Consider the following 22,375-nt stretch of genomic DNA (forward strand, 5'->3'; position numbering starts at 1 on the left):
AAATTATCCTTTATTTACGGAAAGGAAAATTAAGTTCAGATAATAAATTAAATGCTTCATTATTATTTTTAGCAGTAGTTATAATATTAATGTCTAAACCCCTAATACGATCAATTTTATTATAATTAATTTCTGGAAATATTATTTGTTCTTTAATTCCTAAATTATAATTACCATAACCATCAAAGGACTTTTTAGATAAACCACGGAAATCTCTAATACGAGGTATAGCAATATGTATTAATTTTTTTAAAAATTCCCACATAATATTTTTTCTTAATGTTACTTTACAACCAATAGGAAATCCTTTTCTTATTTTAAAACCAGCTATAGATTTTTTTGTTTTAGTTATTATTGGTTTTCTCCCTGTAATAGCAGTTAAATCAGATAATGCATAATTTAAAGTTTTTTTATCATTAAAATTACTTCCAATACCTATATTTAATATAATTTTAATTAATCTCGGTACTTGCATAACTGAATAATAATATGACTTTAACATTATTTTTTTAATTACATTATTTTTATAAAACTTTTTTAAATTTATTTCCATATATTTCCATTTATATAATATTAAATCCATTTGATTTGAAAAATCTTATTTTTTTACCTAATACAAATTTAAATTTTATTTTATCTGCTTTGTTTGTATAAGGATTAAAAATAGCAATGTTAGAAATATTTATATAATTTTCTTTAGGTATAATACCGTAAATTTTTTTTATTTTAGAAACTTTTAAATGTTTTCTTTTTATATTTAAATTATATATTAAAACCTTACCATTATTAAAAATATTTTTAACTATACTAATTTTACCCTTATCTTTACCTTTTGTAATAATTATATAATCTCTATTTTTAATTTTATATTTCATTTATTTACCTTTTATAAAACTTCAGGTGCTAAAGAAATTATTTTCATAAATTTAGAATTTCTTAATTCACGAGTTATAGGTCCAAAAATACGTGTACCAATTGGTTGATCATTTGTATTATTTAATATTACGCATGCATTACTATCAAATCTTATAATAGACCAATCTAATCTTCTAACTCCTTTTTTTGTTCTTACTATAACTGCTTTAAATACTTCACCTTTTTTTACTTTACTTTTAGGAATTGCTTCTTTAACAGTTATTTTAATAATATCTCCAATATTAGCATATTTTTTTTTTGATCCTCCTAAAACTTTAATACACATTACTTTTTTAGCTCCAGAATTATCAGCTACATTTAATACAGTTTGTTCATAAATCATTTTTAATTTCCATAAAAATAATATTTTTTTATATTAATAATTTTAAAAATAATTATTTTATAAATTATTTATCTTAAAATTTTAACTAAATTCCAACTTTTAATTTTTGATATTGGTTTACATGATTTAATTAAAACTAAATCACCAATTTTACATTTATCATTTTCATCATGTATATGTATTTTAGTTATTTTTTTTATAAATTTACCATATATTAAATGTTTTACTATTCTTTTAATAATTACTGTTGCTGTTTTTTTCATTTTTTTTTTAATAACAGTTCCATAAAATATATTATTTTTTTTTTTTAACATAATATTCAATCTTTTGTTTAATCATATTTTTAATTTTTGCAATATTTCTACGTTTTTTTTTTAATAAATGAGTTTTATTTAAAGATTTTAAAATTATTTTCATTTTTAAAATAAAGTATTGATATAATTCTCTAATAAGACAATGATTTATTTTTTTTAAAAAACAGAAAACAGTTAATATTTTTTTTTTCATAATATTACCATTTTTTTTATTAAAATTGTTTTTACAGGTAATTTAGATGAAGCTATTTTTAAAGCTTTATAAGCAATATCTTGATTTACTCCATCTATTTCATATAATATTCTTCCTGGTTTAATTAAAATAACCCAATATTCCACATTACCTTTTCCTTTTCCCATACGTACTTCTAATGGTTTTTTTGTAATAGGTTTATCTGGAAAAATTCTAATCCATATTTTACCCTCTTTTTTAACATATCTAGACATTGAGCGACGAGCAGCTTCTATTTGTCTTGAAGTAATTCTGCCTCTTGTTATAGCTTTAAGAGCAAATTTTCCAAAAAATATATTAGAACCTTTATTAGAAAACCCTCTATTTTTACCTTTTTGCATCTTTTTAAATTTGGTTTGTTTAGGTTGTAACACAAATTTACCTCATTATTATTATTACTATTTAGAAAAATAACTAGTTTTTTTTTTATTAATTAATTTATCTAATACTTCTCCTTTAAAAATCCAAACTTTAACACCAATTTTACCATAAGTAGTTTTTGCTTCTGAATGACTATAATCTATGTCAGCTCTTAAAGTATGCAATGGAACTCTACCTTCTCTATACCATTCAGTTCGAGCTATTTCAGATCCTCCTAAACGACCACTTATTTCAATTTTAATTCCTTGAGCGCCTGAATTCATTGCATTTTGTATTGCTCTTTTAATTGCTCTTTTAAATGATATTCTTTTTTCTAATTGTAATGATATATTATTAGATACAATTTTAGAATCTAATTCTAAATCATATATTCCAATAACATTAATTTGGATTTTAACATTTATTATTTTAAATAACTCAGTTTTAATTTTATTTAAAAGATCATTATTTTTATTTAAAATTGTACTAGGTTTTCCAGAATAAATATTAATATTAACTTTTTCTTTAATTCTTTCAATTATAATTTTAGATATAGATGATTTATATAATTTTTTTTCTAAAAAATTACGAATTTTAAAATCAAAATTTACATTATTAGCAAATTCTTTTTTATTAGAAAACCAACAAGAATTATGTAATTTTACAATACCTAATCTCATTCCATTAGGATTAACTTTTTGACCCATAAAATTTTTTTTATCCTTTAATTAATAATGTAAAACGATAGTAATATGACATTTTTTTTTTTTAATATAATCAGCTCTTCCTTTAGCTCTAGGTATAATTCTTTTATATGAAGGACCATCGTTAACATATATACTTTTTATTTTTAATTTATCTATATCAATAAAATTATAATCATCTGCATTTGAAATTGCAGCTTCTAATACTTTTCTTAAAATTACAGCAGATTTTTTATTAACATTATTTAATACGTCCAATGAAGTACATATTGCTTTTTTTCTTATTAAATTAGCCGCTAATCTCATTTTTTGAGCTGAAGAATTAACATAAAGGTATTTAGTTATAATATCCATATTTTATTCTTTATTATTATTTTTTTTTATTTTTTTATCAGGACTATTATGACCTCGATATGTTCTTGTAAGAGAAAATTCTCCTAACTTATGACCAACCATTTCTTCTAATATAAAAACAGGAATATGTTTTTTACCGTTATGTACAGCAATTGTTAAACCTATCATTTCCGGAAAAATTGTAGAACGTCGTGACCAGGTTTTTATAGGTTTTTTATTTTTATTTTTTAAATGATTTTCAACTTTTTTTAATAAATGTAAATCAATAAATGGTCCTTTTTTAACAGATCTGCTCATAATATCCTTAAAAATTATTTATTTTCTATGATGAATAATAAATTTTTCTGTTCTTTTATTTTTTCTAGTTTTTTTACCTTTAGTTTTTATACCCCAAGGTGTAACTGGATGTTTACCAAAATTTCTACCTTCACCACCACCGTGAGGATGATCTATAGGATTCATAGCTGTTCCTCTTACTGTTGGTCTTATACCTCTCCATCTTGATGCTCCTGCTTTACCTAATGATACTAACATTTTTTTTTCATTACTAACAACTCCAATTGTTGCTCTACATTTATTTTCTATTTTACGCGTTTCTCCAGAACGTAACTTTAAAAAAGAATATATTTTTTCTTTAGAAATTATTCTTGCATAACTTCCAGCTGATCTTGATAATTGCCCCCCTTTACCAGGTTTAATTTCTATATTATGTACTATAGATCCTATTGGTATAAATTCTATAGGTAATGTATTACCATTTTTAATAGGAGCTTTGGGCCCTGACTGAATATATTCACCTACTTTCATATTTTTAGTAGCTAAAATATATTTTTTTTTACCATTAGAATACATAATTAATGCAATATTTGCTGTTCTATTAGGATCATATTCTAATTTTAATATAATAGCTGTAAGATTATCAGTGTTTCTTTTAAAATCAATAATACGATACATGTTTTTACTTCCACCACCAATATGCCTAGTAGTTATTCTACCATTATTATTTCTACCACCTGTTTTATTTTTTTTTTTTATTAATTTATAATATGGTTTATTTTTATTATCTATTTCATTATTAATTAATTTAATAACATGTCGTCTACCAGGAGATGTAGGTTTACACTTAATAATATTCATTTTACCTGTTTATTTGTAATTTTAAGATTTGGAAGTCCTATATATATTTTTTCTTTAAAAGAAATATATACTTTTTTCCAACTTTTATGATAATGTATAAATTTTCCTCTTTTTATTTTTTTTTTTTTTACAATTAATGTATTTATACTAATTAAACTTGTGTTAAATATTTGTATAATTGCTTTTTTAATTTCTTTTTTATTAGTTTTTAAAGAAGTTTTAAATATAAATTTATTACCTTCTTTATTTAAAAAAGAAATTCTTTGAGATATAAAAGGTTTCTTTAATGTTAAATAAAGTTTTTTATCTATTATTTTCATTTTAAAGATTTCTCTATTTTTCTAATAGAATCTAAAGTAATAATAACTTTATCACAAGATAATAGCTTTAATATATTCATAGATCTTAAATAACATATATTAAATTTATATAAATTTCTAGAAGCTAACATAATATTTATATCATAATAATTTATTATTATTAAAATTTTTTTAAAATTAATTTTTTTTACTTTATTAATTAAACTTTTTGTATTATAATTTTTTAAATAAAATTTATTAAATATTAATAATCTTTTTTGTCTTATTAATTCTGATAAAATAATTTTTAAAGCATTACAATACATTTTTTTATTTATTTTTTGACTATAATTTTGTAATTTAGCTGCAAATGTAACTCCACCACTACGCCATATAGGACTTTTTTTAGAACCAGCTCTAGCATTTCCAGTTCCCTTTTGTTTCCAAGGTTTTTTGTTAGAACCTGATACTAAAGAACGATTTTTTTGTGAATGTGTACCTTGTCTATATTTTAATGAATAAGAAACTATGACTTGATGAAGTAATGTTTTATTAAAACTTTTATTAAATATACTATCCGAGATTTCTACATTTTTTTTTTTATCATATAACATTATTATCATGTTAGTTTTATTTTTTTATTTTTTTTAATAGAGGGTTTTATAATTACATAACTATTTAAATGTCCAGGTATTGAACCTTTTATTAAAAGTAAATTATTTTTTGTATCGATTTCTGAAATAGCTAAATTTTGTATAGTTGTTTTTTTATTACCTAAATGACCTGACATTTTTTTTCCTTTAAAAACTCTTCCGGGTGTTTGATTTTGACCTATAGATCCAGGGGCTCTATGAGATAATGAATTACCATGAGTTGCATCTTGTAAACTAAAATTCCATTTTTTTATTGTACCAGAAAAACCCTTACCTTTAGATATTCCTGTAACATCAACATTTTTAACACCAATAAATTGATCAACATTTAAATCTTGTCCTAATAAAAATCCTTGATTTTCTTCGCAAGAAGTTTTAAATTCCCATAAACCACATCCTGGTTCTACAAAAGCTTTAAAAAAATGTCCTTCAATAGGTTTTTTAACACGACAATCTTTTTTATAACCAGCAGTAACTTGTAATGAAAAATAGTTATTTTTTTTTAAATTTTTAATTTGTGTAACACGATTTGTAATTATATGAATTATTGTTATTGGTACAGAATTTCCATTTTTTTCAAATGACCTTGTCATTCCGTATTTTATACCTATTAAACCCATCATAAAATATTATAAAAAACCTCTTTTATTGTATTATAAAATTTAATAAATACTAATATTTATACTAATTCCAGAAACTAAATCCATATGCATTAATGAATCTATTATTTTTTCATTTGGTTTTATTATATCAATAAAGTGTTTATATGTACGTATTTCATATTGATCACGAGCATCTTTGTGTACGTGTGGAGAAGTTAATACAGTAAATTTTTCTATTTTTGTAGGTAAACAAATAGGACCTCTTATATTTACACCATTTAAATAAACAACTTCAATAATTTTAATCATTTCTTTATAAATTATATTATAATTAAATGATTTAAAAGTAATACGTAAAATTGAATTATACATTATATTAATATTTCCAAATAAAATAAATAATTTAAAAATTATAAAATTGCAAAATAATTTTAATTGCTGATGTCCAGATTTGAACTGGAGACCTCACCCTTACCAAGGGTGTGCTCTTACCTACTGAGCTACATCAGCTATATTATAAATAATATTTTTTAATTAATAAATTATTATTTTAGCGGATAGCGGGGATCGAACCCGCGTATTTAGCTTGGAAGGCTAAAGTAATACCATTATACTATATCCGCAAATTATTATAATATAACAGTAATTATTTATATGGTGGGAGAAGGATTCGAACCTTCGAAGTCAATGACGGCAGATTTACAGTCTGCTCCCTTTAACCACTCGGGAATCCCACCTAAAAATGTATTTTTTTTTTTTTTTAAAATTTTATTAGATTGCCGGCTACCGGAATCGAACTGGCGACCTACTGATTACAAGTCAGTTGCTCTACCTTCTGAGCTAAGCCGGCCAAAAAAAAAAAAAAAAAAAATTATCTTTAAAAAATAGTAAATGGTTTATAATTTAAAAAAAATATAATATATAAAAAATTATTGGGGGGGGGTTATTTTTAAATTCTAAATTTATAATCTGGCAGTATCCTACTCTCGCACAGGGAAACCCCGCACTACCATTGGCGCTACAGCGTTTCACTTCTGAGTTCGGTATGGGATCAGGTGGTTCCACTAAGCTATTACCGCCAGAAAAAAAATATAGATAGTTTCATTTTTCAAATAAAATTATAATTATAAGTCACACGGGTCCAATTAGTACTGGTAAGCTACACATATCACTATGTTTACACACCCAGCCTATCAACGTTGTAGTCTTCAACGCCCCTTAAGGAAACTATAAATGAAAATAAATCTAATAATAAATAGTTTCGGGATGATTAATCTTGAGGTAAGTTTCGTGCTTAGATGCTTTCAGCTCTTATCTTTTCCGCATTTAGCTACCGGGCAATACCATTGACATGATAACCCGAACACCAGAGATGCGTCCACTTCGGTCCTCTCGTACTAGAAGCAGCTCCTCTCAATCATCCTACGCCCACGACAGATAGGGACCGAACTGTCTCACGACGTTCTAAACCCAGCTCGCGTACCACTTTAAATGGCGAACAGCCATACCCTTGGGACCTGCTTCAGCCCCAGGATGTGATGAGCCGACATCGAGGTGCCAAACACCGCCGTCGATATGAGCTCTTGGGCGGTATTAGCCTGTTATCCCCGGAGTACCTTTTATTCGTTGAGCGATGGCCTTTCCACATAGAAACCACCGGATCACTAAGACCTGCTTTCGCACCTGCTCGCATTGTCATGCTCGCAGTCAAATTGGCTTTTGCCTTTGCACTAACCTCACGATTTCTGACCGTGATTAGCCAATCTTTGCACTCCTCCGTTACTCTTCAGGAGGAGACCGCCCCAGTCAAACTACCCACCAGACATTGTCCCCATATTTGTTTTCAATACAAGGTTAGAGCATTAAAAATTAAAGGGTGGTATTTCAAGGACAGCTCCATATAAACTGGCGTCTATACTTCTAAGCTTACCACCTATCCTACACATTAATTTTTTATGATCAGTATCAAGCTGTAGTAAAGGTTCACGGGGTCTTTCCGTCTTGTCGCAGGTATACTGCATCTTCACAGCAAATTCAATTTCACTGAGTCTAAGGTGGAGACAGTCTGGCCATCATTACGCCATTCGTGCAGGTCGGAACTTACCCGACAAGGAATTTCGCTACCTTAGGACCGTTATAGTTACGGCCGCCGTTTACCGGGGCTTCGATCAAGAGCTTCAATTTAATGTCACTCTATTAATTAACCTTCCGGCACCGGGCAGGCGTCACACCGTATACCTCCACTTTCGTGTTTGCACAGTGCTATGTTTTTAGTAAACAGTTGCAGCCAGCTGTTGTTTGAAGCTAATATCGGCTATATTAAGAAAATAATTGATAACCTACTTATTAGCGTGCCTTCTTCCGAAGTTACGGCACCATTTTGCCTAGTTCCTTCACCTTAGTTCTCTCAAGCGCCTTAGTATTCTCTACCTGACTACCTGTGTCGGTTTAGGTACGATTTAATATTATTTTAAAGTAGAAGTTTTTCTTGTGAGCATGACATCAGTTATTTTCTCACGGCTTCATAATCTTAACACATCAATGTTATGAATATTATTTTTAGTAATATTCCATCTAAATGTTTGAACCAATATATCATTCGCTTGGCCAACTTAGTCTTCTCCGTCACTTCTTAAAATATATTAAGTACAGGAATCTTAACCTGTTATCCATCGACTACGCCTTTCGGCCTGATCTTAGGAATCGACTTACCCTGCCTCGATTAACGTAGGACAGGAAACCTTAGTCTTTCGGCGAGCAGGTTTTTAACCCGCTTTATCGTTACTCATGTCAGCATTCGCACTTCTGATACCTCCAATATATTTCCCAATATATCTTCTACAGCTTACAGAACGCTCCTCTACCCAACAATATAATAAAATTGTTGCCGTAGCTTCGGTACACAATTTGAGCCCCGTTATATCTTCCGCGCAGGTTGACTCGACCAGTGAGCTATTACGCTTTCTTTAAATGGTGGCTGCTTCTAAGCCAACATCCTGGCTGTTTATGCCCTCCCACATCGTTTTCCACTTAATTGTGATTTTGGGACCTTAGCTGACGGTCTGGGTTGTTTCCCTTTCCACGACGGACGTTAGCACCCGCCGTGTGTCTCCCATATTTACATTCTTTAGTATTCGGAGTTTGTATCAACTTGGTAAATCGGTATGATTCCCTAACTGAAACAGTGCTCTACCCCTAAAGATGATATTATGAGGCGCTACCTAAATAGCTTTCGAGGAGAACCAGCTATCTCCTGGTTTGATTGGCCTTTCACCCCTAGCCACAAGTCATCCGCTAATTTTGCAACATTAGTCGGTTCGGTCCTCCAATTAGTTTTATCTAATTTTCAACCTGCCCATGGCTAGATCACCAGGTTTCGGGTCTGTATACTGCAACTTAAACGCCTTGTTAAGACTCGGTTTCCCTACGGCTACCTTATATTAAAAAAAGTTAACCTTGCTACAATATACAAGTCGCTGACCCATTATACAAAAGGTACGCAGTTGCTTGTTAAAAAAAAGCTCCCACTGCTTATACATATATGGTTTCAGGTTCTATTTCACTCCCCTACCAGGGGTTCTTTTCACCTTTCCCTCACGGTACTAGTTCGCTATCGGTCAATCAAGAGTATTTAGTCTTAGAGGGTGGTCCCCCTTTCTTCAAACAAGATATCACGTGTCTCGTTTTACTCTATGAAATTATCTTTTTTTTATACTATTAATACATACTCTTATTACAAATATACTACTTATTTTAGTATACGAGACTTTCACTCTATATTGTTGTACTTTCCAGAACATTCTACTATATAAGATAGGATAATTTCGGACTGTTCCCTTTTCGCTCGCCACTACTAAGGGAATCTCATTGATTTCTTTTCCTCAGGATACTAAGATGTTTCAATTCTCCTGGTTTTCCTCACAATAGTAATTATTGTGATGATGTTATTTCATAATCTCAAAAAAGATTGTAAATAAAGATTACAATTTAACACCGGGTTTACCCATTAGGATATCATCGACTTAAATGCTTCATATCAGCAAATCGATGCTTTTCGCAGATTAGCACGTCCTTCATCGTCTTTGATTGCCAAGGCATCCACCATATACGTTATTACTTATTTATAATTTTATTAAAATATTATTACATGGAGTTAAGCGGAGTTGAACCGCTGACCTCCTGCTTGCAAAGCAGGCGCTCTACCAACTAAGCTATAACCCCCTTACTGAAAAAAAAATAGGCTTGAGTGGATTCGAACCACCGACCTCACCCTTATCAGGGGTGTGCTCTAAACCTTCTGAGCTACAAGCCTATTTATTACAATAAAAATTATAAAATACTCAATTTTTTTAATAATTTAAGGAGGTAATCCAACCACAGGTTCCCCTACGGTTACCTTGTTACGACTTCACCCCAGTTATGAGTCACAAAGTGGTAAGTTATTTCCTTGTTAAGAAGGTTAATTTTCTTACTTCTTTTGCAAACCACTCCCATGGTGTGACGGGCGGTGTGTACAAGGCCTGGAAACATATTCACCGTGGCATGCTGATCCACGATTACTAGCGATTCCGACTTCGTGGAGTCGAGTTGCAGACTCCAGTCCGAACTAAGACATATTTTATAAGATTGGCTTTATTTTGCAATATTGCATCTCTTTGTATATGCCATTGTAGCACGTGTGTAGCCCTGGTCATAAGGGCCATGATGACTTGACGTCGTCCCCACCTTCCTCCAGTTTATCACTGGCAGTCTCCTTTGAGTTCCTGAATAAATAAAATTCTATGGCAACAAAGAACAAGGGTTGCGCTCGTTGCGGGACTTAACCCAACATTTCACAACACGAGCTGACGACAGCCATGCAGCACCTGTCTCACAATTCAAATTGCACTTCTACATTTCTGTAAAATTTTGTGGATGTCAAGACCAGGTAAGGTTTTACGCGTTGCATCGAATTAAACCACATGCTCCACCGCTTGTGCAGGCCCCCGTCAATTCATTTGAGTTTTAGCCTTGCGACCGTACTCCCCAGGCGGTCGACTTAACGCGTTAGCTACAGAGATTAAAAGTCTTGCTTCCAACCTCTTAGTCGACATCGTTTACAGCATGGACTACCAGGGTATCTAATCCTGTTTGCTACCCATGCTTTCGCATTTGAGCGTCAGTTATCGTCCAGGAGGCCGCCTTCGCCACTGATATTCCTCTAGATATCTATGCATTTCACCGCTACACCTAGAATTCTACCTCCCTCTACGAAACTCTAGCCTATTAGTTTCAAATGCAGTTCCTAAATTAAGTCTAGGGATTTCACATCTGACTTAATAAACCACCTACATGCTCTTTACGCCCAGTAATTCCGATTAACGCTAGCACCCCCCGTATTACCGCGGCTGCTGGCACGGAGTTAGCCGGTGCTTCTTCTATAGCTAACGTCTGACAATAAAATTATTAATTTTATTATCTTCTTATGCTATCGAAAGTACTTTACAACCCTAAGGTCTTCTTCATACACGCGACATAGCTGCATCAGGCTTGCGCCCATTGTGCAATATTCCCCACTGCTGCCTCCCGTAAGAGTCTGGACCGTATCTCAGTTCCAGTGTGGCTGGTCATCCTCTCAGACCAACTAGAGATCGTGGCCTTGGTAAGCCTTTACCTTACCAACAAGCTAATCTCGTCTAGGCTCATCTAACAGCGCGAGAGCATATATTATTAAAATTATTCCCGCTTTGGTCATCAATAGTGATAAATTTATAAAAATTTATATTTTATAAGATAATTTATATTATAAAAAATTATAATATAAATTATATTATTATAAATTTTTTTTTTAAAATGATATTTATTTAAATCTTAAACTTAAATATAAATAGTATTATAAAAGTATGTTAAATACTTATTTATAACTATTTAAAAAATATTAATTTTTATAAATCATTAATATTTACATTTTAAATAAGATTAAATTTTATATTAATTTTTAGTTACTACAAAATCAATATAAAACTTAAATATTTATAAAAATATAAATCACCATTTATTTTAAAATATTGACTAAAATAAATATTGACATTATATGGTATTAGCTATCGTTTCCAATAGTTATCCCATTCTGCTAGGTAGATTCCTAGATATTACTCACCCGTTCGCCGCTTTTTGTCATCTAACTTAAACAAAATTCGCACGACTTGCATGTGTTAAGCCTGTCGCTAGCGTTCAATCTGAGCCATGATCAAACTCTTCAATTGTAAAAACCCAGATACAAACTTCTAGTATTTTAAAATTTATAAAACAAAAAATTTAAAAATCAAATATATTAAAAATTGTTTTAGCTATTTTCAATATATTATCAAATTAAATAGTATAAAATATAATACTACATTTTAAATAATAGTCAAACTTTTCTTTTATATTCTTAAATCTTGAGGTGTTTTGTTAGAAATAGAGCAATTTTAATTATTAATTAAAAAAATAAAAATAATTGAAAAAAATAATTATAAAAAAAATATAAAATTAATTTAAAAAAATATATTATTATAAAATATAATTTAAAAAAAAATATTATTTAATTTTTATAAAGGAATTATTTTGAATAATTTAAATAAATTTGATGTAATAATTATAGGAGCTGGACATGCTGGTACAGAAGCAGCTATAGCTTCTAATAATATGAAAAGAAAAACTTTATTAATAACACAAAATATTCACACAATTGGTCAAATGTCATGCAATCCATCTATTGGAGGAATAGGAAAAAGTCATTTAGTAAAAGAAATAGATTCTCTTGGAGGTTTAATGGCAAAAGCAATAGATTATTCAGGAATTCAATTTAAAATTTTAAATTATAGTAAAGGACCTGCAGTAAGATCGACAAGAGCTCAGGCAGATAGAAACTTATATAAAAAAATTATATTTAATACATTAAAAAAAAAAAAATATATTACTATTTTAGAATCAGAAGTAACTAAATTAATAATAAAAAAATATAATATTATATCTGGAATAGAAACTAAAAATTATTTAAAATTTTATTCAAATAGTATTATATTAACTGTTGGAACATTTTTAAGTGGTAAAATTCACATAGGTTTTAATAAATATAATGGTGGTAGAGAAAATGAATTACCTTCTAATTTATTATCTAAAAATTTAAATTATTTACCTTTTAGAGTTAGTAGATTAAAAACTGGAACACCTCCAAGAATTGATAAAAATACAATAAATTTTAAAATATTAAAAAAACAATATAGTGATATTCCTATACCTAAATTTTCATTTATGGGAAAATTATATAAAAATTTACCTCAAATGCCTTGTTATATAACTAACACTAATAAAAATACTCATGAAATTATACAAAATTCTTTAATTAATAGTCCTTTATATAATGGTTTAATTAAGGGATTAGGTCCTAGATATTGTCCTTCTATTGAAGATAAAATAATTCGTTTTCCCAATCGTGATAAACATCAAATATTTTTAGAACCAGAAGGTTTATTTAGCAATGAAATATATCCTAATGGTATATCTACTAGTTTACCAATTAATATTCAAAAAAAATTTATAAATTCAATTAATGGTTTAGAATCAGCTAAAATTACTAGACCTGGTTATGCAATAGAATACAATTTTTTTGATCCTAGAGATTTATTACTTACTTTAGAAAGTAAACACATAAAAGGTTTATTTTTAGCTGGTCAAATAAATGGTACTACTGGATATGAAGAAGCAGCAGCTCAAGGTTTATTAGCAGGTATAAATGCATCATTATTAAATATGAACAAAGAACCATGGTATCCTAAAAAATATTATTCTTATATAGGAGTATTAATAGATGATTTATGTAATTTAGGAACTAAAGAACCTTATAGAATGTTTACATCTAGAGCTGAAAGTAGATTATATTTAAGAGAAGATAATTCTGATTTAAGACTTACAGAAATTGGATATAAATTAGGATTAATATCAAAAATTCATTGGAAATTATTTAATCAAAAAAAAAATTATATTTATAAAATAAATAATTATATTAATAATAATTTTGTTTTTTTTAAAAATATTAATATTAAAAATAGAATTTATAAAAAAAAATATTATATAAAAGAATTATTAAAAAGACCAAATTTTAATTATAAAAAAATTATTAAATATACTAATTTTTATTTAAAATTTTTTAATTCAGAAATATTAGATCAAATAGAAATACAAATTAAATATAATGGTTATATAAAACTTAAAGATATTAAAATAATTAATAAAAAAAATAATAATAAATATACTATATTACCTAAAAATGTAAAATATAATAAAATAAAAGGATTATCAGTAGAATTAATTAAAAAATTAAAAAAATATAATCCTAAATTAATAGAACAAATTAAAACTATTTCTGGTATTACTCCATCAGCAGTTAAAGCTATTTTGATATATTTAAAAAAAAAATATAAAATTTAAATCATTATAAATTTGCATTTTTTATAATTATAGTGTATAATTTATTTTAAAAAAGTAATATAATAAACAATAATATTTATTAAAATTGTAATTTAATATTGATTTTAAAATAAAATATTAAAATATAAAATAATATATTAATTTATAATTATAATAAAAAAAAATGAAAGAAAATAAAAACATTAATAATTATATAGAACATCATTTAAATCACTTACAATTAGATTTACATAATTTAAAATTAGTAAATTATAATGATAATATAAAACAAAGTTTTTTTTTATTAAATATTGATTCAATATTATTATCATTTATAATAGGTAGTATAATTTTTACTACTTTTTATTATATTGCTTATAATATAAATAATAAAATTCCAAACAAATTACAATCATTAATAGAAATTATAGTTGATTTTATAAATAGTAATGTTAATAATATATTTTTAATTAAAAATAAAATTATAGCACCTTTATCTTTTACAATTTTTACGTGGATTTTTTTTATGAATTTAATGGATTTAATTCCTATTGATTGGATACCTTCATTATTATATAAAATATCAGGATATAATACATTTCATATAGTTCCATCATCTGATATAAATATTTGTATTTCTATGGCATTAAATGTATTTTTTTTAATTATATTTTATAATATAAAAAATAAAGGTGTAATTAAATTTATCAAAGAATTATCTTTTTGCCCTTTTAATCATTATATTTTTATACCTATTAATTTAATATTAGAAATAATTAATTTATTATCTAAACCTATTTCTTTAAGTTTAAGATTATTTGGTAATATGTATTCAAGTGAACTAATATTTATATTAATATCAAGTTTGTTACCATGGTGGATTCAATGGTTATTAAATGTTCCATGGTCTATTTTACATTTAATAATTATACCATTACAAGCTTTTATTTTTATGATTTTAACAATAGTATATTTATCTATGTGCTAAAATTATATTATAATAGTAAACTAATTTAAAATATTATAAAGGAAAAAAATGAATAATACAAATGTATTATATTTAGCGTCTGCTATAATGTTAGGTTTATCTTCTATAGGAGCATCAATAGGTATAAGTATTTTGGGTGGTAAATTTTTAGAAGGGGCAGCTAGACAACCTGATCTTATACCAACTTTAAGAAATCAGTTTTTTATTATTATGGGATTAGTAGATGCAATACCAATGATTTCTGTAGGTTTGGGCTTATATATAATGTTTGCTGTAAACAAATAATATTTTTTTTTAATTTAATTATAAAAATAATTATAAATTAAAGAAAAGGAAATAATATATGGATATAAATAGCACAATTTTAGGACAAACTATATCTTTTATAATATTTGTACTATTTTGTATGAAATATATATGGCCTCCTATAATAAATAAAATTAATAATCATCAAAAAAAAATAATTAATGAATTAAAAAAAATAGAATTATCTAAAAAAAATTTTAAAATAATAAAAAATAAAATGTTACAAAAAATTAAAAAAACAAAAAAAATATCTGATTTAATAATAAAAAATGCTAATAAAAAAAGTAAAAAAATAATAAAAATATCTAAAAAAAAATCTATGGAAGAACATAATAAAATAATTAAAAATGCTTTAATTAAAATAAAATTAGAAATAAAAATTGCAAAAGAAAAATTGAAAAAAGATTTTTCTAACTTAGTAATTATAGGAATAAAAAAAATAACAGAAAAATACTATTACAAAAATAATCATGAAGATTTGTTAAATGATATAATAAAAAAACTATAAATAAAATTAATATGAATATAAAAATAATTAAAATAATTAGAATTTATACAAAAGCTATTTTTGAATTTTCTGTAGAAAATAATAAAATTAATTATTGGTATTATATGTTACATATAACTTCTAAAGTTATATGTAATATTTATAAAAATATAAAATCGTTAAATTATATAAATTTAAAAAAAATATATAAAATAATAGAAAAAACTTTTATTAAAAATAAATTAAATTTTTTTTATATAAATTTTATAAAAATTTTAATAAAAAATGAAAGATTAACATTGATTCCAAAAATATTTAAAGAATTTAAGAAATTAAGATATAAATATTATAAAATTAATAAAATAAAATTAATAACTATAAATAAAGATTATAAAAATAAAATAAAATTAATTAAAAATAAAATTAAAATTAAATATTATAATAAGGTAATATTTAAATATAATTTAAAAAATAATATGATAGCTGGAATTATTATTGTTATTAACAATAAAATTTTAGATTATAGTATTTTAAATAAAATAAATTGTATAGAAAAATGTTTAAAATTTTAAGGAAATAAAATGCAATTTAATTCTAATGAAATTAGTGAATTAATTAAAAAAAAAATATCTGAATTAAAAATTAATGAAGAAAAAAAAAACGAAGGAACTATTATAGCTGTTAATGATGGTATTATTTGGATTAATGGAATAAAAGATGTAATGCAAGGAGAAATGATAGAATTATCTAATAATTTATATGCTATTGCATTAAATTTGGAACAAGATTTTGTAGGTGCTATTGTAATGGGTAAATATATTAATTTAAAAGAAGGTATGAAAGTAAAATGTACTGGTAAAATTTTAGAAATACCAGTTGGAGAACAATTATTAGGTAGAGTAGTTAATACTTTAGGTAAAGAGATTGATGGAAAAGGAATTATAAATAGTAAAAATTTTTCATCAATTGAAAAAATAGCTCCAGGTGTTATTGATAGAGAACCAATTAATACACCATTACAAACTGGTTATAAAATAATCGATTCTATGATACCTATTGGTAGAGGACAAAGGGAACTTATAATAGGAGATAGACAAACTGGAAAAACTACTTTAGCTATTGATACAATAATAAATCAATATAATAAAAAAGTTAAATGTATATATGTTGCTATTGGGCAAAAAGCTTCTACTGTACATAATTTAGTTTCTAAATTAGAAAAATATGGTGCTTTATCTTATACAGTAGTAGTAGTTGCTAGTGCATCAGAATCTGCTTCTATGCAATATTTAGCTCCATATGCAGGTTGTACTATAGGAGAATTTTTTAGAGATAATGGTGAAGATGCTTTAATAGTATATGATGATTTATCTAAACAAGCTATTGCTTATCGTCAAATATCTTTATTATTAAAAAGACCACCTGGTAGAGAAGCTTTTCCAGGAGATATATTTTATTTACATGCACGTTTATTAGAAAGATCTGCTCGTGTAAATTCTAATTATATAGAACGTATTACAAAAGGTAAAATAAAAAATAAAACTGGTTCTTTAACATCATTACCAATAATAGAAACCCAGTCTGGAGATGTTTCCGCTTTTGTACCAACTAATGTTATATCAATTACAGATGGACAAATATTTTTAGAAACAAATTTATTTAATTCTGGAATTCGTCCTGCTATTAATCCTGGAATATCAGTCTCTCGTGTAGGTAGCGCAGCTCAAACAAAATTAATAAAACATTTATCTAGTGGTATTAAAAATTCTTTAGCTCAATATAATGAATTAGCTGCTTTTTCACAATTTACATCTGATTTAGATGACAAAACTCGTAAAAAATTAGAAAATGGACAAAAAATAACAGAACTATTAAAACAATTACCTCATAAACCTATGTCTGTTGTAAAACAAGCTATTATATTATTTATAATTGATTCTGGATTTATAGATGAAATTAAATTAAACAAAATAAATGAATTTGAATCTAATTTACTAGATTACATAAAATATAATAAAAATAAAATAAATAAATTTAAAGAAGATCCTAATAAATTTATATCTGAATTAAAAAATATTATAAAAGAATATAAGAAGACAAATATGGTAAAATAAATGTCAAATATAAAAAACATTAGAAATAAAATTATTAGTATAGAAAATACTAAAAAAATAACCAAAGTTATGGAAATGATAGCTACTTCTAAAATGTTAAAAACTAAAATTAACATGAAAAATAGTAGCTATTATATTAAAGCTATAAAAAAAGTAATAGAACATCTTTTATTAGGTAATTTAGAATATAAACATAATTATTTTAAAAAAAAAAAAAAAAATAATGTTGGTTTTATAATTATTTCTAGTGATAGAGGTTTATGTGGTAGTTTAAATAATTTATTATTTAGAAAAACATTAAATAAAATAAAATATTTAAAAAAAAAAAATATTAATTCTTATATTTCAATAATAGGTTTAAAAGGAATATCTTTTTTTAAAAATTTAAATTATAAAATTGTTTCACAATGTGATAATTTAAATATTAAACCTAATTTAATAGATTTAATTGGTGTAATTAAATCTATGTTAAATTTATATGATAAAAATAAAATAGAAACATTATATTTATCATATAATAAATTTTATAATACAATGAAACAAAAACCTAAAATTATAAAATTACTTCCAATTAATATTTATTCCGATAATAAAAAAAAAAATAAAAATAGATGGGATTATATATATGAAGGTGATTCTAAATTTTTATTAGATACATTATTAGTTAGATATATTGAATCACAAATATATAATTGTGTTTTAGAAAATATTGTTAGTGAACAATCATCTCGTATGATAGCTATGAAATCAGCTACAGAAAATAGTAATAATTTAATTATGGAATTAAAATTATTATATAATAAAATTAGACAAACAAATATTACAAAAGAATTAAGTGAAATTGTTTCCGGTACATTTATTTATTAGTTTTTTTTATTTAAGAGGAATATTTATATGAAACTTGGTAAAATTATAAGAATAATAGGAGCTATAGTAGATGTAGAATTTAATATAAATTATATACCAAAAATTTATAATGCTCTTCAAGTAAAAAGTAATAAAAATATAATATTAGAAGTACAACAACAATTAGGTGGAGGAATAGTAAGAACTATTGTAATGGGTTCTTCAGATGGATTAAGTAGAGGAATGAAAATTATAGACTTAAAAAACCCTATTAAAATTCCTGTAGGAAAAAAAACTTTAGGACGTATAATGAATGTATTGGGTAAACCTATAGATATGAAAGGAAAAATATTATCTAAAGAAAAGTGGTCAATACATAGAGATTCACCAAGTTTTAAGGAACAATCTCAAAATCAGGATATATTAGAAACAGGAATTAAGGTTATAGATCTAATATGTCCTTTTGCTAAAGGTGGTAAAGTAGGTTTATTCGGAGGAGCTGGTGTTGGTAAAACGGTTAATATGATGGAATTAATTCGTAATATTGCTATAGAACATTCTGGTTATTCTGTTTTTACAGGAGTAGGTGAACGTACTAGAGAAGGAAATGATTTTTATAATGAAATGAAAGAATCTAAAGTATTAGATAAAGTAGCTCTTGTGTATGGACAAATGAATGAACCACCAGGTAATAGATTAAGAGTTGCATTAACAGGATTAACTATAGCAGAAAAATTTCGTGATGATGGTAATAATGTTCTTTTATTTATAGATAATATATATAGATACACTTTAGCAGGTACTGAAGTTTCAGCATTATTAGGAAGAATACCATCAGCTGTAGGATATCAACCAACTTTAGCTGAAGAAATGGGTATTTTACAAGAAAGAATAACTTCTACGAAAATAGGTTCAATAACTTCTATACAAGCTGTTTATGTTCCAGCTGATGATTTAACTGATCCTTCTCCTGCTACTACTTTTACTCATTTAGATTCTACTATAACATTAAGTCGTAACATTGCTTCATTAGGTATATATCCTGCTGTTGATCCATTAGAATCTAGTAGTCGTCAATTAGATCCTATAATTATTGGTGAAAATCATTATAATATTGCTTGTAAAGTAAAATCAATTTTACAAAGATATCAAGAACTTAAAGATATTATAGCAATATTAGGTATAGATGAATTATCAGAAAAAGATAAAAATTTAGTTTTTAGAGCAAGAAAAATACAAAAATTTTTATCACAACCATTTTTTGTAGCAGAAGTTTTTAGTGGTATTAAAGGAAAATATGTATCTTTAAAAAATACAATTAATGGTTTTAAACAAATTATTGACGGAAATTTAGATTATATACCAGAAAATTTTTTCTATATGGTAGGTTCTATAGAAGAAGTTATTAATAATTTTAAAAATTATAAACAATAAAAATATTTTAATAATTTTATGAGATTATTTAAAAATGAAATTATATTTATTAAATGTAGTAAGTGCAAAAAAAAAAATTTTTAAAGATCATATTTATAAAATGACGATAAATGGTATTGAAGGTGAGTTAGGAATATTTTATGGTCATATGGCTCTTTTAACAACTATTAAACCTGGTAAAATTTCAATATTTAAAAATAAATCAAAAAAAAATGAATACATTTATGTTTCTGGAGGTATTTTAGAAATACAACCTAAAATTGTAACTGTTCTTGCAGATGAAGCTATTAGAGGAAATGATATAGATGAAAAATTAGTATTAGAATCTAAAAAAAGAGCTGAAAAAAATATTAGTAAATTTCCAATTGGAGATATAAATTATATTAAAAATATAGTTAAATTATCTAAAGAAATGGCTAAATTAAATATAATAAAACTAATAAAAAATAAAAGTTTATAATATTTTATTATTTACCAATACAAAATTTAGAAAATATATTTTTTAAAAGATCTTTTGTTGTAAAATTTCCTGTTATTTTACTAATTTCTTTTTGTGCTAAATTTAACTTATTAGCAATAATATCAATATAATTTCCTGTATCTAATAAATATTTACTTTGTTTTATATATTCTAATGTTTTTTTTAATATTTTAATATGACGTTTATTATTTATAAATATTGTAGATAAATCTTTATTAAAATATGAAATTTTTGTTAAATGATTAAATAATATATTTTTTCCTAAACCAGTTAAAGCAGACATTTTAATAATATTATATCCTTTTTTATTTTTTATAATGTCTGCTTTTTTTTTTTTAATATCTATTTTATTTTCTATTATAGTTATTTTATTTTTATCAATTTTATTATATACATTAAAAAATAATTCTTTTATTTTGTAATTTTTTGAAATATTACTATCAATAACTAATAATAAATGATCTGCATTATTTATTTCTTTTTTAGTTTTTTCTATACCTATTTTTTCTATAATATCATAAGATTTTCTTAAGCCAGCAGTATCTATTATTTGTATTGGTATTCCATTAATATATATATTTTTTCTTATTATATCTCTTGTTGTTCCTGGAATATTAGTTACAATAGATATATTTTTTTTTGTAATTAAATTAAATATAGTAGATTTTCCAGAATTTGGTTTTCCTAAAATAACTATTTTAATACCATGTTGTTTTAATTTACCTAATTTTGATTCATAACATATATTTTTTATAATTTTGATAATTTTATTTAATTTATTTGAAATTTTAAATATTGGAATAACTTCAGTCTCATATTCTGAAAAATTTATAATAGTTTCTATATATATTCTTGTTTTTATTATTTCTTTAATAATATTATTAATACATAATGATAAGTTACCATTTAAAGAATTTATAGAAGATTTTACTGCAAATTTTGAATTAGAATTTATTAAATCCATTATAGATTCAGCTTGTATTAAATCTATTTTATTATTTAAAAAAGCTCTATATGAAAATTCTCCAGGTTTAGCAAAACGAATATTAAATTTATTAATAATATAATTCATCAATGATATTAAAGAAATTGGGTTTCCATGACAATGTAATTCTAATATATCTTCGCCAGTAAAAGAATAAGGTTTTTTAAAAAAAATAGCTATACCTTTATCTAAAATATTATTTTTATGATCTCTAAAAATTAAATAATTTGCTATACGGGGTTTTATTATTTTATTTAAAATTTTATTTGAAATATATTCAGTTTTTTTACCAGATATTCTAATAATACCAACACCACTATTACCATATGGTGTAACTTGTGCTATAATAGTATCTAAATTATTAAAATTTTTATTTATTATATTTTTCATT

Annotated in this window: 24 protein-coding genes, 6 tRNA genes and 3 rRNA genes; 9 read left to right on the top strand and 24 right to left on the bottom strand. The window is 25.0% G+C overall.

The window, feature by feature from the left end; genetic code table 11:
* Nucleotides 1-10: 10 nt before the first annotated feature.
* From rplE to GFK87_RS01540, 23 genes are all read right to left on the bottom strand, one after another.
* Nucleotides 11-502 (bottom strand): 50S ribosomal protein L5, encoded by a 492-nt coding sequence (rplE, locus tag GFK87_RS01430; RefSeq protein WP_408610805.1) that lies wholly within the window; start codon nucleotides 500-502, stop codon nucleotides 11-13.
* 61 nt (nucleotides 503-563) lie between these two features.
* Nucleotides 564-875, bottom strand: coding sequence for a 50S ribosomal protein L24 (gene rplX, locus GFK87_RS01435; protein WP_226798982.1), 312 nt, complete (start codon nucleotides 873-875; stop codon nucleotides 564-566).
* Nucleotides 876-886: 11 nt separating this feature from the next.
* On the bottom strand, nucleotides 887-1,258 hold the full coding sequence (gene rplN / locus GFK87_RS01440) for a 50S ribosomal protein L14 (protein WP_226798984.1): 372 nt from the start codon (nucleotides 1,256-1,258) through the stop codon (nucleotides 887-889).
* 68 nt (nucleotides 1,259-1,326) lie between these two features.
* A complete protein-coding gene (gene rpsQ, locus GFK87_RS01445; protein ID WP_226798986.1) occupies nucleotides 1,327-1,572 on the bottom strand; it encodes a 30S ribosomal protein S17 in 246 nt (81 codons plus the stop codon).
* Nucleotides 1,553-1,765, bottom strand: a complete 213-nt coding sequence (locus GFK87_RS01450) for a 50S ribosomal protein L29 (RefSeq protein WP_226798988.1) — start codon at nucleotides 1,763-1,765, stop codon at nucleotides 1,553-1,555. Before GFK87_RS01450 ends, rpsQ begins: the two co-directional genes overlap by 20 nt.
* Nucleotides 1,762-2,178: a 50S ribosomal protein L16 gene (gene rplP, locus GFK87_RS01455; protein WP_226798989.1), complete on the bottom strand. Its 417-nt coding sequence runs from the start codon at nucleotides 2,176-2,178 to the stop codon at nucleotides 1,762-1,764. Before rplP ends, GFK87_RS01450 begins: the two co-directional genes overlap by 4 nt.
* A 24-nt stretch (nucleotides 2,179-2,202) precedes the next feature.
* The gene (rpsC, locus tag GFK87_RS01460; RefSeq protein ID WP_226798991.1) at nucleotides 2,203-2,871 is read right to left on the bottom strand and encodes a 30S ribosomal protein S3; all 669 of its coding nucleotides are present in this window, start codon (nucleotides 2,869-2,871) and stop codon (nucleotides 2,203-2,205) included.
* 21 nt (nucleotides 2,872-2,892) lie between these two features.
* Nucleotides 2,893-3,222, bottom strand: a complete 330-nt coding sequence (rplV, locus tag GFK87_RS01465; protein ID WP_226798993.1) for a 50S ribosomal protein L22 — start codon at nucleotides 3,220-3,222, stop codon at nucleotides 2,893-2,895.
* 3 nt (nucleotides 3,223-3,225) lie between these two features.
* Nucleotides 3,226-3,519, bottom strand: coding sequence for a 30S ribosomal protein S19 (gene rpsS / locus GFK87_RS01470; RefSeq protein WP_226798995.1), 294 nt, complete (start codon nucleotides 3,517-3,519; stop codon nucleotides 3,226-3,228).
* A gap of 18 nt (nucleotides 3,520-3,537) precedes the next feature.
* Nucleotides 3,538-4,359, bottom strand: coding sequence for a 50S ribosomal protein L2 (gene rplB, locus GFK87_RS01475; RefSeq protein WP_226798997.1), 822 nt, complete (start codon nucleotides 4,357-4,359; stop codon nucleotides 3,538-3,540).
* Entirely contained in the window at nucleotides 4,356-4,679 is a 324-nt protein-coding gene (gene rplW, locus GFK87_RS01480; RefSeq protein ID WP_226798999.1) for a 50S ribosomal protein L23, read from the bottom strand. Before rplW ends, rplB begins: the two co-directional genes overlap by 4 nt.
* The gene (rplD, locus tag GFK87_RS01485; protein ID WP_226799001.1) at nucleotides 4,676-5,281 is read right to left on the bottom strand and encodes a 50S ribosomal protein L4; all 606 of its coding nucleotides are present in this window, start codon (nucleotides 5,279-5,281) and stop codon (nucleotides 4,676-4,678) included. The genes rplW and rplD overlap by 4 nt, the downstream gene beginning before the upstream one ends.
* Nucleotides 5,278-5,934 carry a 50S ribosomal protein L3 gene (gene rplC / locus GFK87_RS01490; RefSeq protein ID WP_226799003.1) on the bottom strand — a complete coding sequence of 219 codons (657 nt, stop codon included), beginning with the start codon at nucleotides 5,932-5,934 and terminating at the stop codon, nucleotides 5,278-5,280. Before rplC ends, rplD begins: the two co-directional genes overlap by 4 nt.
* Nucleotides 5,935-5,973: 39 nt before the next feature.
* Nucleotides 5,974-6,285: a 30S ribosomal protein S10 gene (gene rpsJ / locus GFK87_RS01495; RefSeq protein WP_226799005.1), complete on the bottom strand. Its 312-nt coding sequence runs from the start codon at nucleotides 6,283-6,285 to the stop codon at nucleotides 5,974-5,976.
* Nucleotides 6,286-6,349: 64 nt separating this feature from the next.
* Nucleotides 6,350-6,423: transfer RNA gene (locus tag GFK87_RS01500), tRNA-Thr, on the bottom strand.
* 42 nt (nucleotides 6,424-6,465) lie between these two features.
* Nucleotides 6,466-6,536, bottom strand: a tRNA-Gly gene (locus GFK87_RS01505).
* 32 nt (nucleotides 6,537-6,568) lie between these two features.
* Nucleotides 6,569-6,650 (bottom strand) — tRNA-Tyr (locus GFK87_RS01510).
* Between the two features lie 40 nt (nucleotides 6,651-6,690).
* A tRNA-Thr gene (locus GFK87_RS01515) sits at nucleotides 6,691-6,763 on the bottom strand.
* Nucleotides 6,764-6,880: 117 nt separating this feature from the next.
* A 5S ribosomal RNA gene (gene rrf, locus GFK87_RS01520) occupies nucleotides 6,881-6,996 on the bottom strand.
* A gap of 39 nt (nucleotides 6,997-7,035) precedes the next feature.
* Nucleotides 7,036-10,040 (bottom strand): 23S ribosomal RNA (locus tag GFK87_RS01525).
* Between the two features lie 21 nt (nucleotides 10,041-10,061).
* A tRNA-Ala gene (locus tag GFK87_RS01530) sits at nucleotides 10,062-10,134 on the bottom strand.
* 16 nt (nucleotides 10,135-10,150) lie between these two features.
* Nucleotides 10,151-10,225: transfer RNA gene (locus GFK87_RS01535), tRNA-Ile, on the bottom strand.
* A gap of 46 nt (nucleotides 10,226-10,271) precedes the next feature.
* Nucleotides 10,272-12,158: ribosomal RNA gene (locus GFK87_RS01540) — 16S ribosomal RNA — on the bottom strand.
* Together the 16S, 23S and 5S rRNA genes with 6 tRNA genes alongside form the textbook arrangement of a ribosomal RNA operon.
* Nucleotides 12,159-12,498: 340 nt before the next feature.
* On the opposite strand from GFK87_RS01540, the gene mnmG reads away from it, so the two are divergent.
* The 9 genes from mnmG (at nucleotide 12,499) to GFK87_RS01585 (ending at nucleotide 20,978) form a co-directional block, all read left to right on the top strand.
* The gene (gene mnmG, locus GFK87_RS01545; RefSeq protein WP_226799007.1) at nucleotides 12,499-14,364 is read left to right on the top strand and encodes a tRNA uridine-5-carboxymethylaminomethyl(34) synthesis enzyme MnmG; all 1,866 of its coding nucleotides are present in this window, start codon (nucleotides 12,499-12,501) and stop codon (nucleotides 14,362-14,364) included.
* 163 nt (nucleotides 14,365-14,527) lie between these two features.
* Nucleotides 14,528-15,331 (top strand): F0F1 ATP synthase subunit A, encoded by an 804-nt coding sequence (atpB, locus tag GFK87_RS01550; protein ID WP_226799009.1) that lies wholly within the window; start codon nucleotides 14,528-14,530, stop codon nucleotides 15,329-15,331.
* A gap of 48 nt (nucleotides 15,332-15,379) precedes the next feature.
* Nucleotides 15,380-15,616, top strand: coding sequence for a F0F1 ATP synthase subunit C (gene atpE, locus GFK87_RS01555; RefSeq protein WP_226799011.1), 237 nt, complete (start codon nucleotides 15,380-15,382; stop codon nucleotides 15,614-15,616).
* A gap of 58 nt (nucleotides 15,617-15,674) precedes the next feature.
* Complete coding sequence (gene atpF, locus GFK87_RS01560) at nucleotides 15,675-16,145, top strand: F0F1 ATP synthase subunit B (protein WP_226799013.1); 471 nt, start codon at nucleotides 15,675-15,677, stop codon at nucleotides 16,143-16,145.
* A gap of 11 nt (nucleotides 16,146-16,156) precedes the next feature.
* Nucleotides 16,157-16,696 carry an ATP synthase F1 subunit delta gene (gene atpH, locus GFK87_RS01565; protein WP_226799015.1) on the top strand — a complete coding sequence of 180 codons (540 nt, stop codon included), beginning with the start codon at nucleotides 16,157-16,159 and terminating at the stop codon, nucleotides 16,694-16,696.
* 9 nt (nucleotides 16,697-16,705) lie between these two features.
* Nucleotides 16,706-18,238: a F0F1 ATP synthase subunit alpha gene (gene atpA / locus GFK87_RS01570; protein WP_226799017.1), complete on the top strand. Its 1,533-nt coding sequence runs from the start codon at nucleotides 16,706-16,708 to the stop codon at nucleotides 18,236-18,238.
* A complete protein-coding gene (atpG, locus tag GFK87_RS01575; protein ID WP_226799019.1) occupies nucleotides 18,239-19,105 on the top strand; it encodes an ATP synthase F1 subunit gamma in 867 nt (288 codons plus the stop codon).
* A gap of 27 nt (nucleotides 19,106-19,132) precedes the next feature.
* Nucleotides 19,133-20,518 (top strand): F0F1 ATP synthase subunit beta, encoded by a 1,386-nt coding sequence (gene atpD, locus GFK87_RS01580; RefSeq protein WP_226799021.1) that lies wholly within the window; start codon nucleotides 19,133-19,135, stop codon nucleotides 20,516-20,518.
* A gap of 34 nt (nucleotides 20,519-20,552) precedes the next feature.
* A complete protein-coding gene (locus GFK87_RS01585; RefSeq protein ID WP_226799023.1) occupies nucleotides 20,553-20,978 on the top strand; it encodes a F0F1 ATP synthase subunit epsilon in 426 nt (141 codons plus the stop codon).
* Between the two features lie 7 nt (nucleotides 20,979-20,985).
* Here GFK87_RS01585 and mnmE read toward each other — a convergent pair whose 3' ends face one another.
* Nucleotides 20,986-22,374 carry a tRNA uridine-5-carboxymethylaminomethyl(34) synthesis GTPase MnmE gene (gene mnmE, locus GFK87_RS01590; RefSeq protein WP_226799025.1) on the bottom strand — a complete coding sequence of 463 codons (1,389 nt, stop codon included), beginning with the start codon at nucleotides 22,372-22,374 and terminating at the stop codon, nucleotides 20,986-20,988.
* Nucleotide 22,375: the final 1 nt, after the last annotated feature.

The sequence above is a fragment of the Candidatus Annandia pinicola genome (assembly GCF_020541245.1).
GTDB classification, from domain to species: Bacteria; Pseudomonadota; Gammaproteobacteria; order Enterobacterales; family Enterobacteriaceae_A; genus Annandia; species Annandia pinicola.

Bases quoted from the DNA above. Each gene is read 5' to 3' on its own strand.
- rplE (WP_408610805.1), bottom strand. From the start codon at position 502: ATGTTAAAGTCATATTATTATTCAGTTATGCAAGTACCGAGATTAATT.
- rplX (WP_226798982.1), bottom strand. From the start codon at position 875: ATGAAATATAAAATTAAAAATAGAGATTATATAATTATTACAAAAGGT.
- rplN (WP_226798984.1), bottom strand. From the start codon at position 1,258: ATGATTTATGAACAAACTGTATTAAATGTAGCTGATAATTCTGGAGCT.
- rpsQ (WP_226798986.1), bottom strand. From the start codon at position 1,572: ATGTTAAAAAAAAAAAATAATATATTTTATGGAACTGTTATTAAAAAA.
- GFK87_RS01450 (WP_226798988.1), bottom strand. From the start codon at position 1,765: ATGAAAAAAAAAATATTAACTGTTTTCTGTTTTTTAAAAAAAATAAAT.
- rpsC (WP_226798991.1), bottom strand. From the start codon at position 2,871: ATGGGTCAAAAAGTTAATCCTAATGGAATGAGATTAGGTATTGTAAAA.
- rplV (WP_226798993.1), bottom strand. From the start codon at position 3,222: ATGGATATTATAACTAAATACCTTTATGTTAATTCTTCAGCTCAAAAA.
- rpsS (WP_226798995.1), bottom strand. From the start codon at position 3,519: ATGAGCAGATCTGTTAAAAAAGGACCATTTATTGATTTACATTTATTA.
- rplB (WP_226798997.1), bottom strand. From the start codon at position 4,359: ATGAATATTATTAAGTGTAAACCTACATCTCCTGGTAGACGACATGTT.
- rplW (WP_226798999.1), bottom strand. From the start codon at position 4,679: ATGAAAATAATAGATAAAAAACTTTATTTAACATTAAAGAAACCTTTT.
- rplD (WP_226799001.1), bottom strand. From the start codon at position 5,281: ATGATAATAATGTTATATGATAAAAAAAAAAATGTAGAAATCTCGGAT.
- rplC (WP_226799003.1), bottom strand. From the start codon at position 5,934: ATGATGGGTTTAATAGGTATAAAATACGGAATGACAAGGTCATTTGAA.
- rpsJ (WP_226799005.1), bottom strand. From the start codon at position 6,285: ATGTATAATTCAATTTTACGTATTACTTTTAAATCATTTAATTATAAT.
- atpB (WP_226799009.1), top strand. From the start codon at position 14,528: ATGAAAGAAAATAAAAACATTAATAATTATATAGAACATCATTTAAAT.
- atpE (WP_226799011.1), top strand. From the start codon at position 15,380: ATGAATAATACAAATGTATTATATTTAGCGTCTGCTATAATGTTAGGT.
- atpF (WP_226799013.1), top strand. From the start codon at position 15,675: ATGGATATAAATAGCACAATTTTAGGACAAACTATATCTTTTATAATA.
- atpH (WP_226799015.1), top strand. From the start codon at position 16,157: ATGAATATAAAAATAATTAAAATAATTAGAATTTATACAAAAGCTATT.
- atpA (WP_226799017.1), top strand. From the start codon at position 16,706: ATGCAATTTAATTCTAATGAAATTAGTGAATTAATTAAAAAAAAAATA.
- atpG (WP_226799019.1), top strand. From the start codon at position 18,239: ATGTCAAATATAAAAAACATTAGAAATAAAATTATTAGTATAGAAAAT.
- atpD (WP_226799021.1), top strand. From the start codon at position 19,133: ATGAAACTTGGTAAAATTATAAGAATAATAGGAGCTATAGTAGATGTA.
- GFK87_RS01585 (WP_226799023.1), top strand. From the start codon at position 20,553: ATGAAATTATATTTATTAAATGTAGTAAGTGCAAAAAAAAAAATTTTT.
- mnmE (WP_226799025.1), bottom strand. From the start codon at position 22,374: ATGAAAAATATAATAAATAAAAATTTTAATAATTTAGATACTATTATA.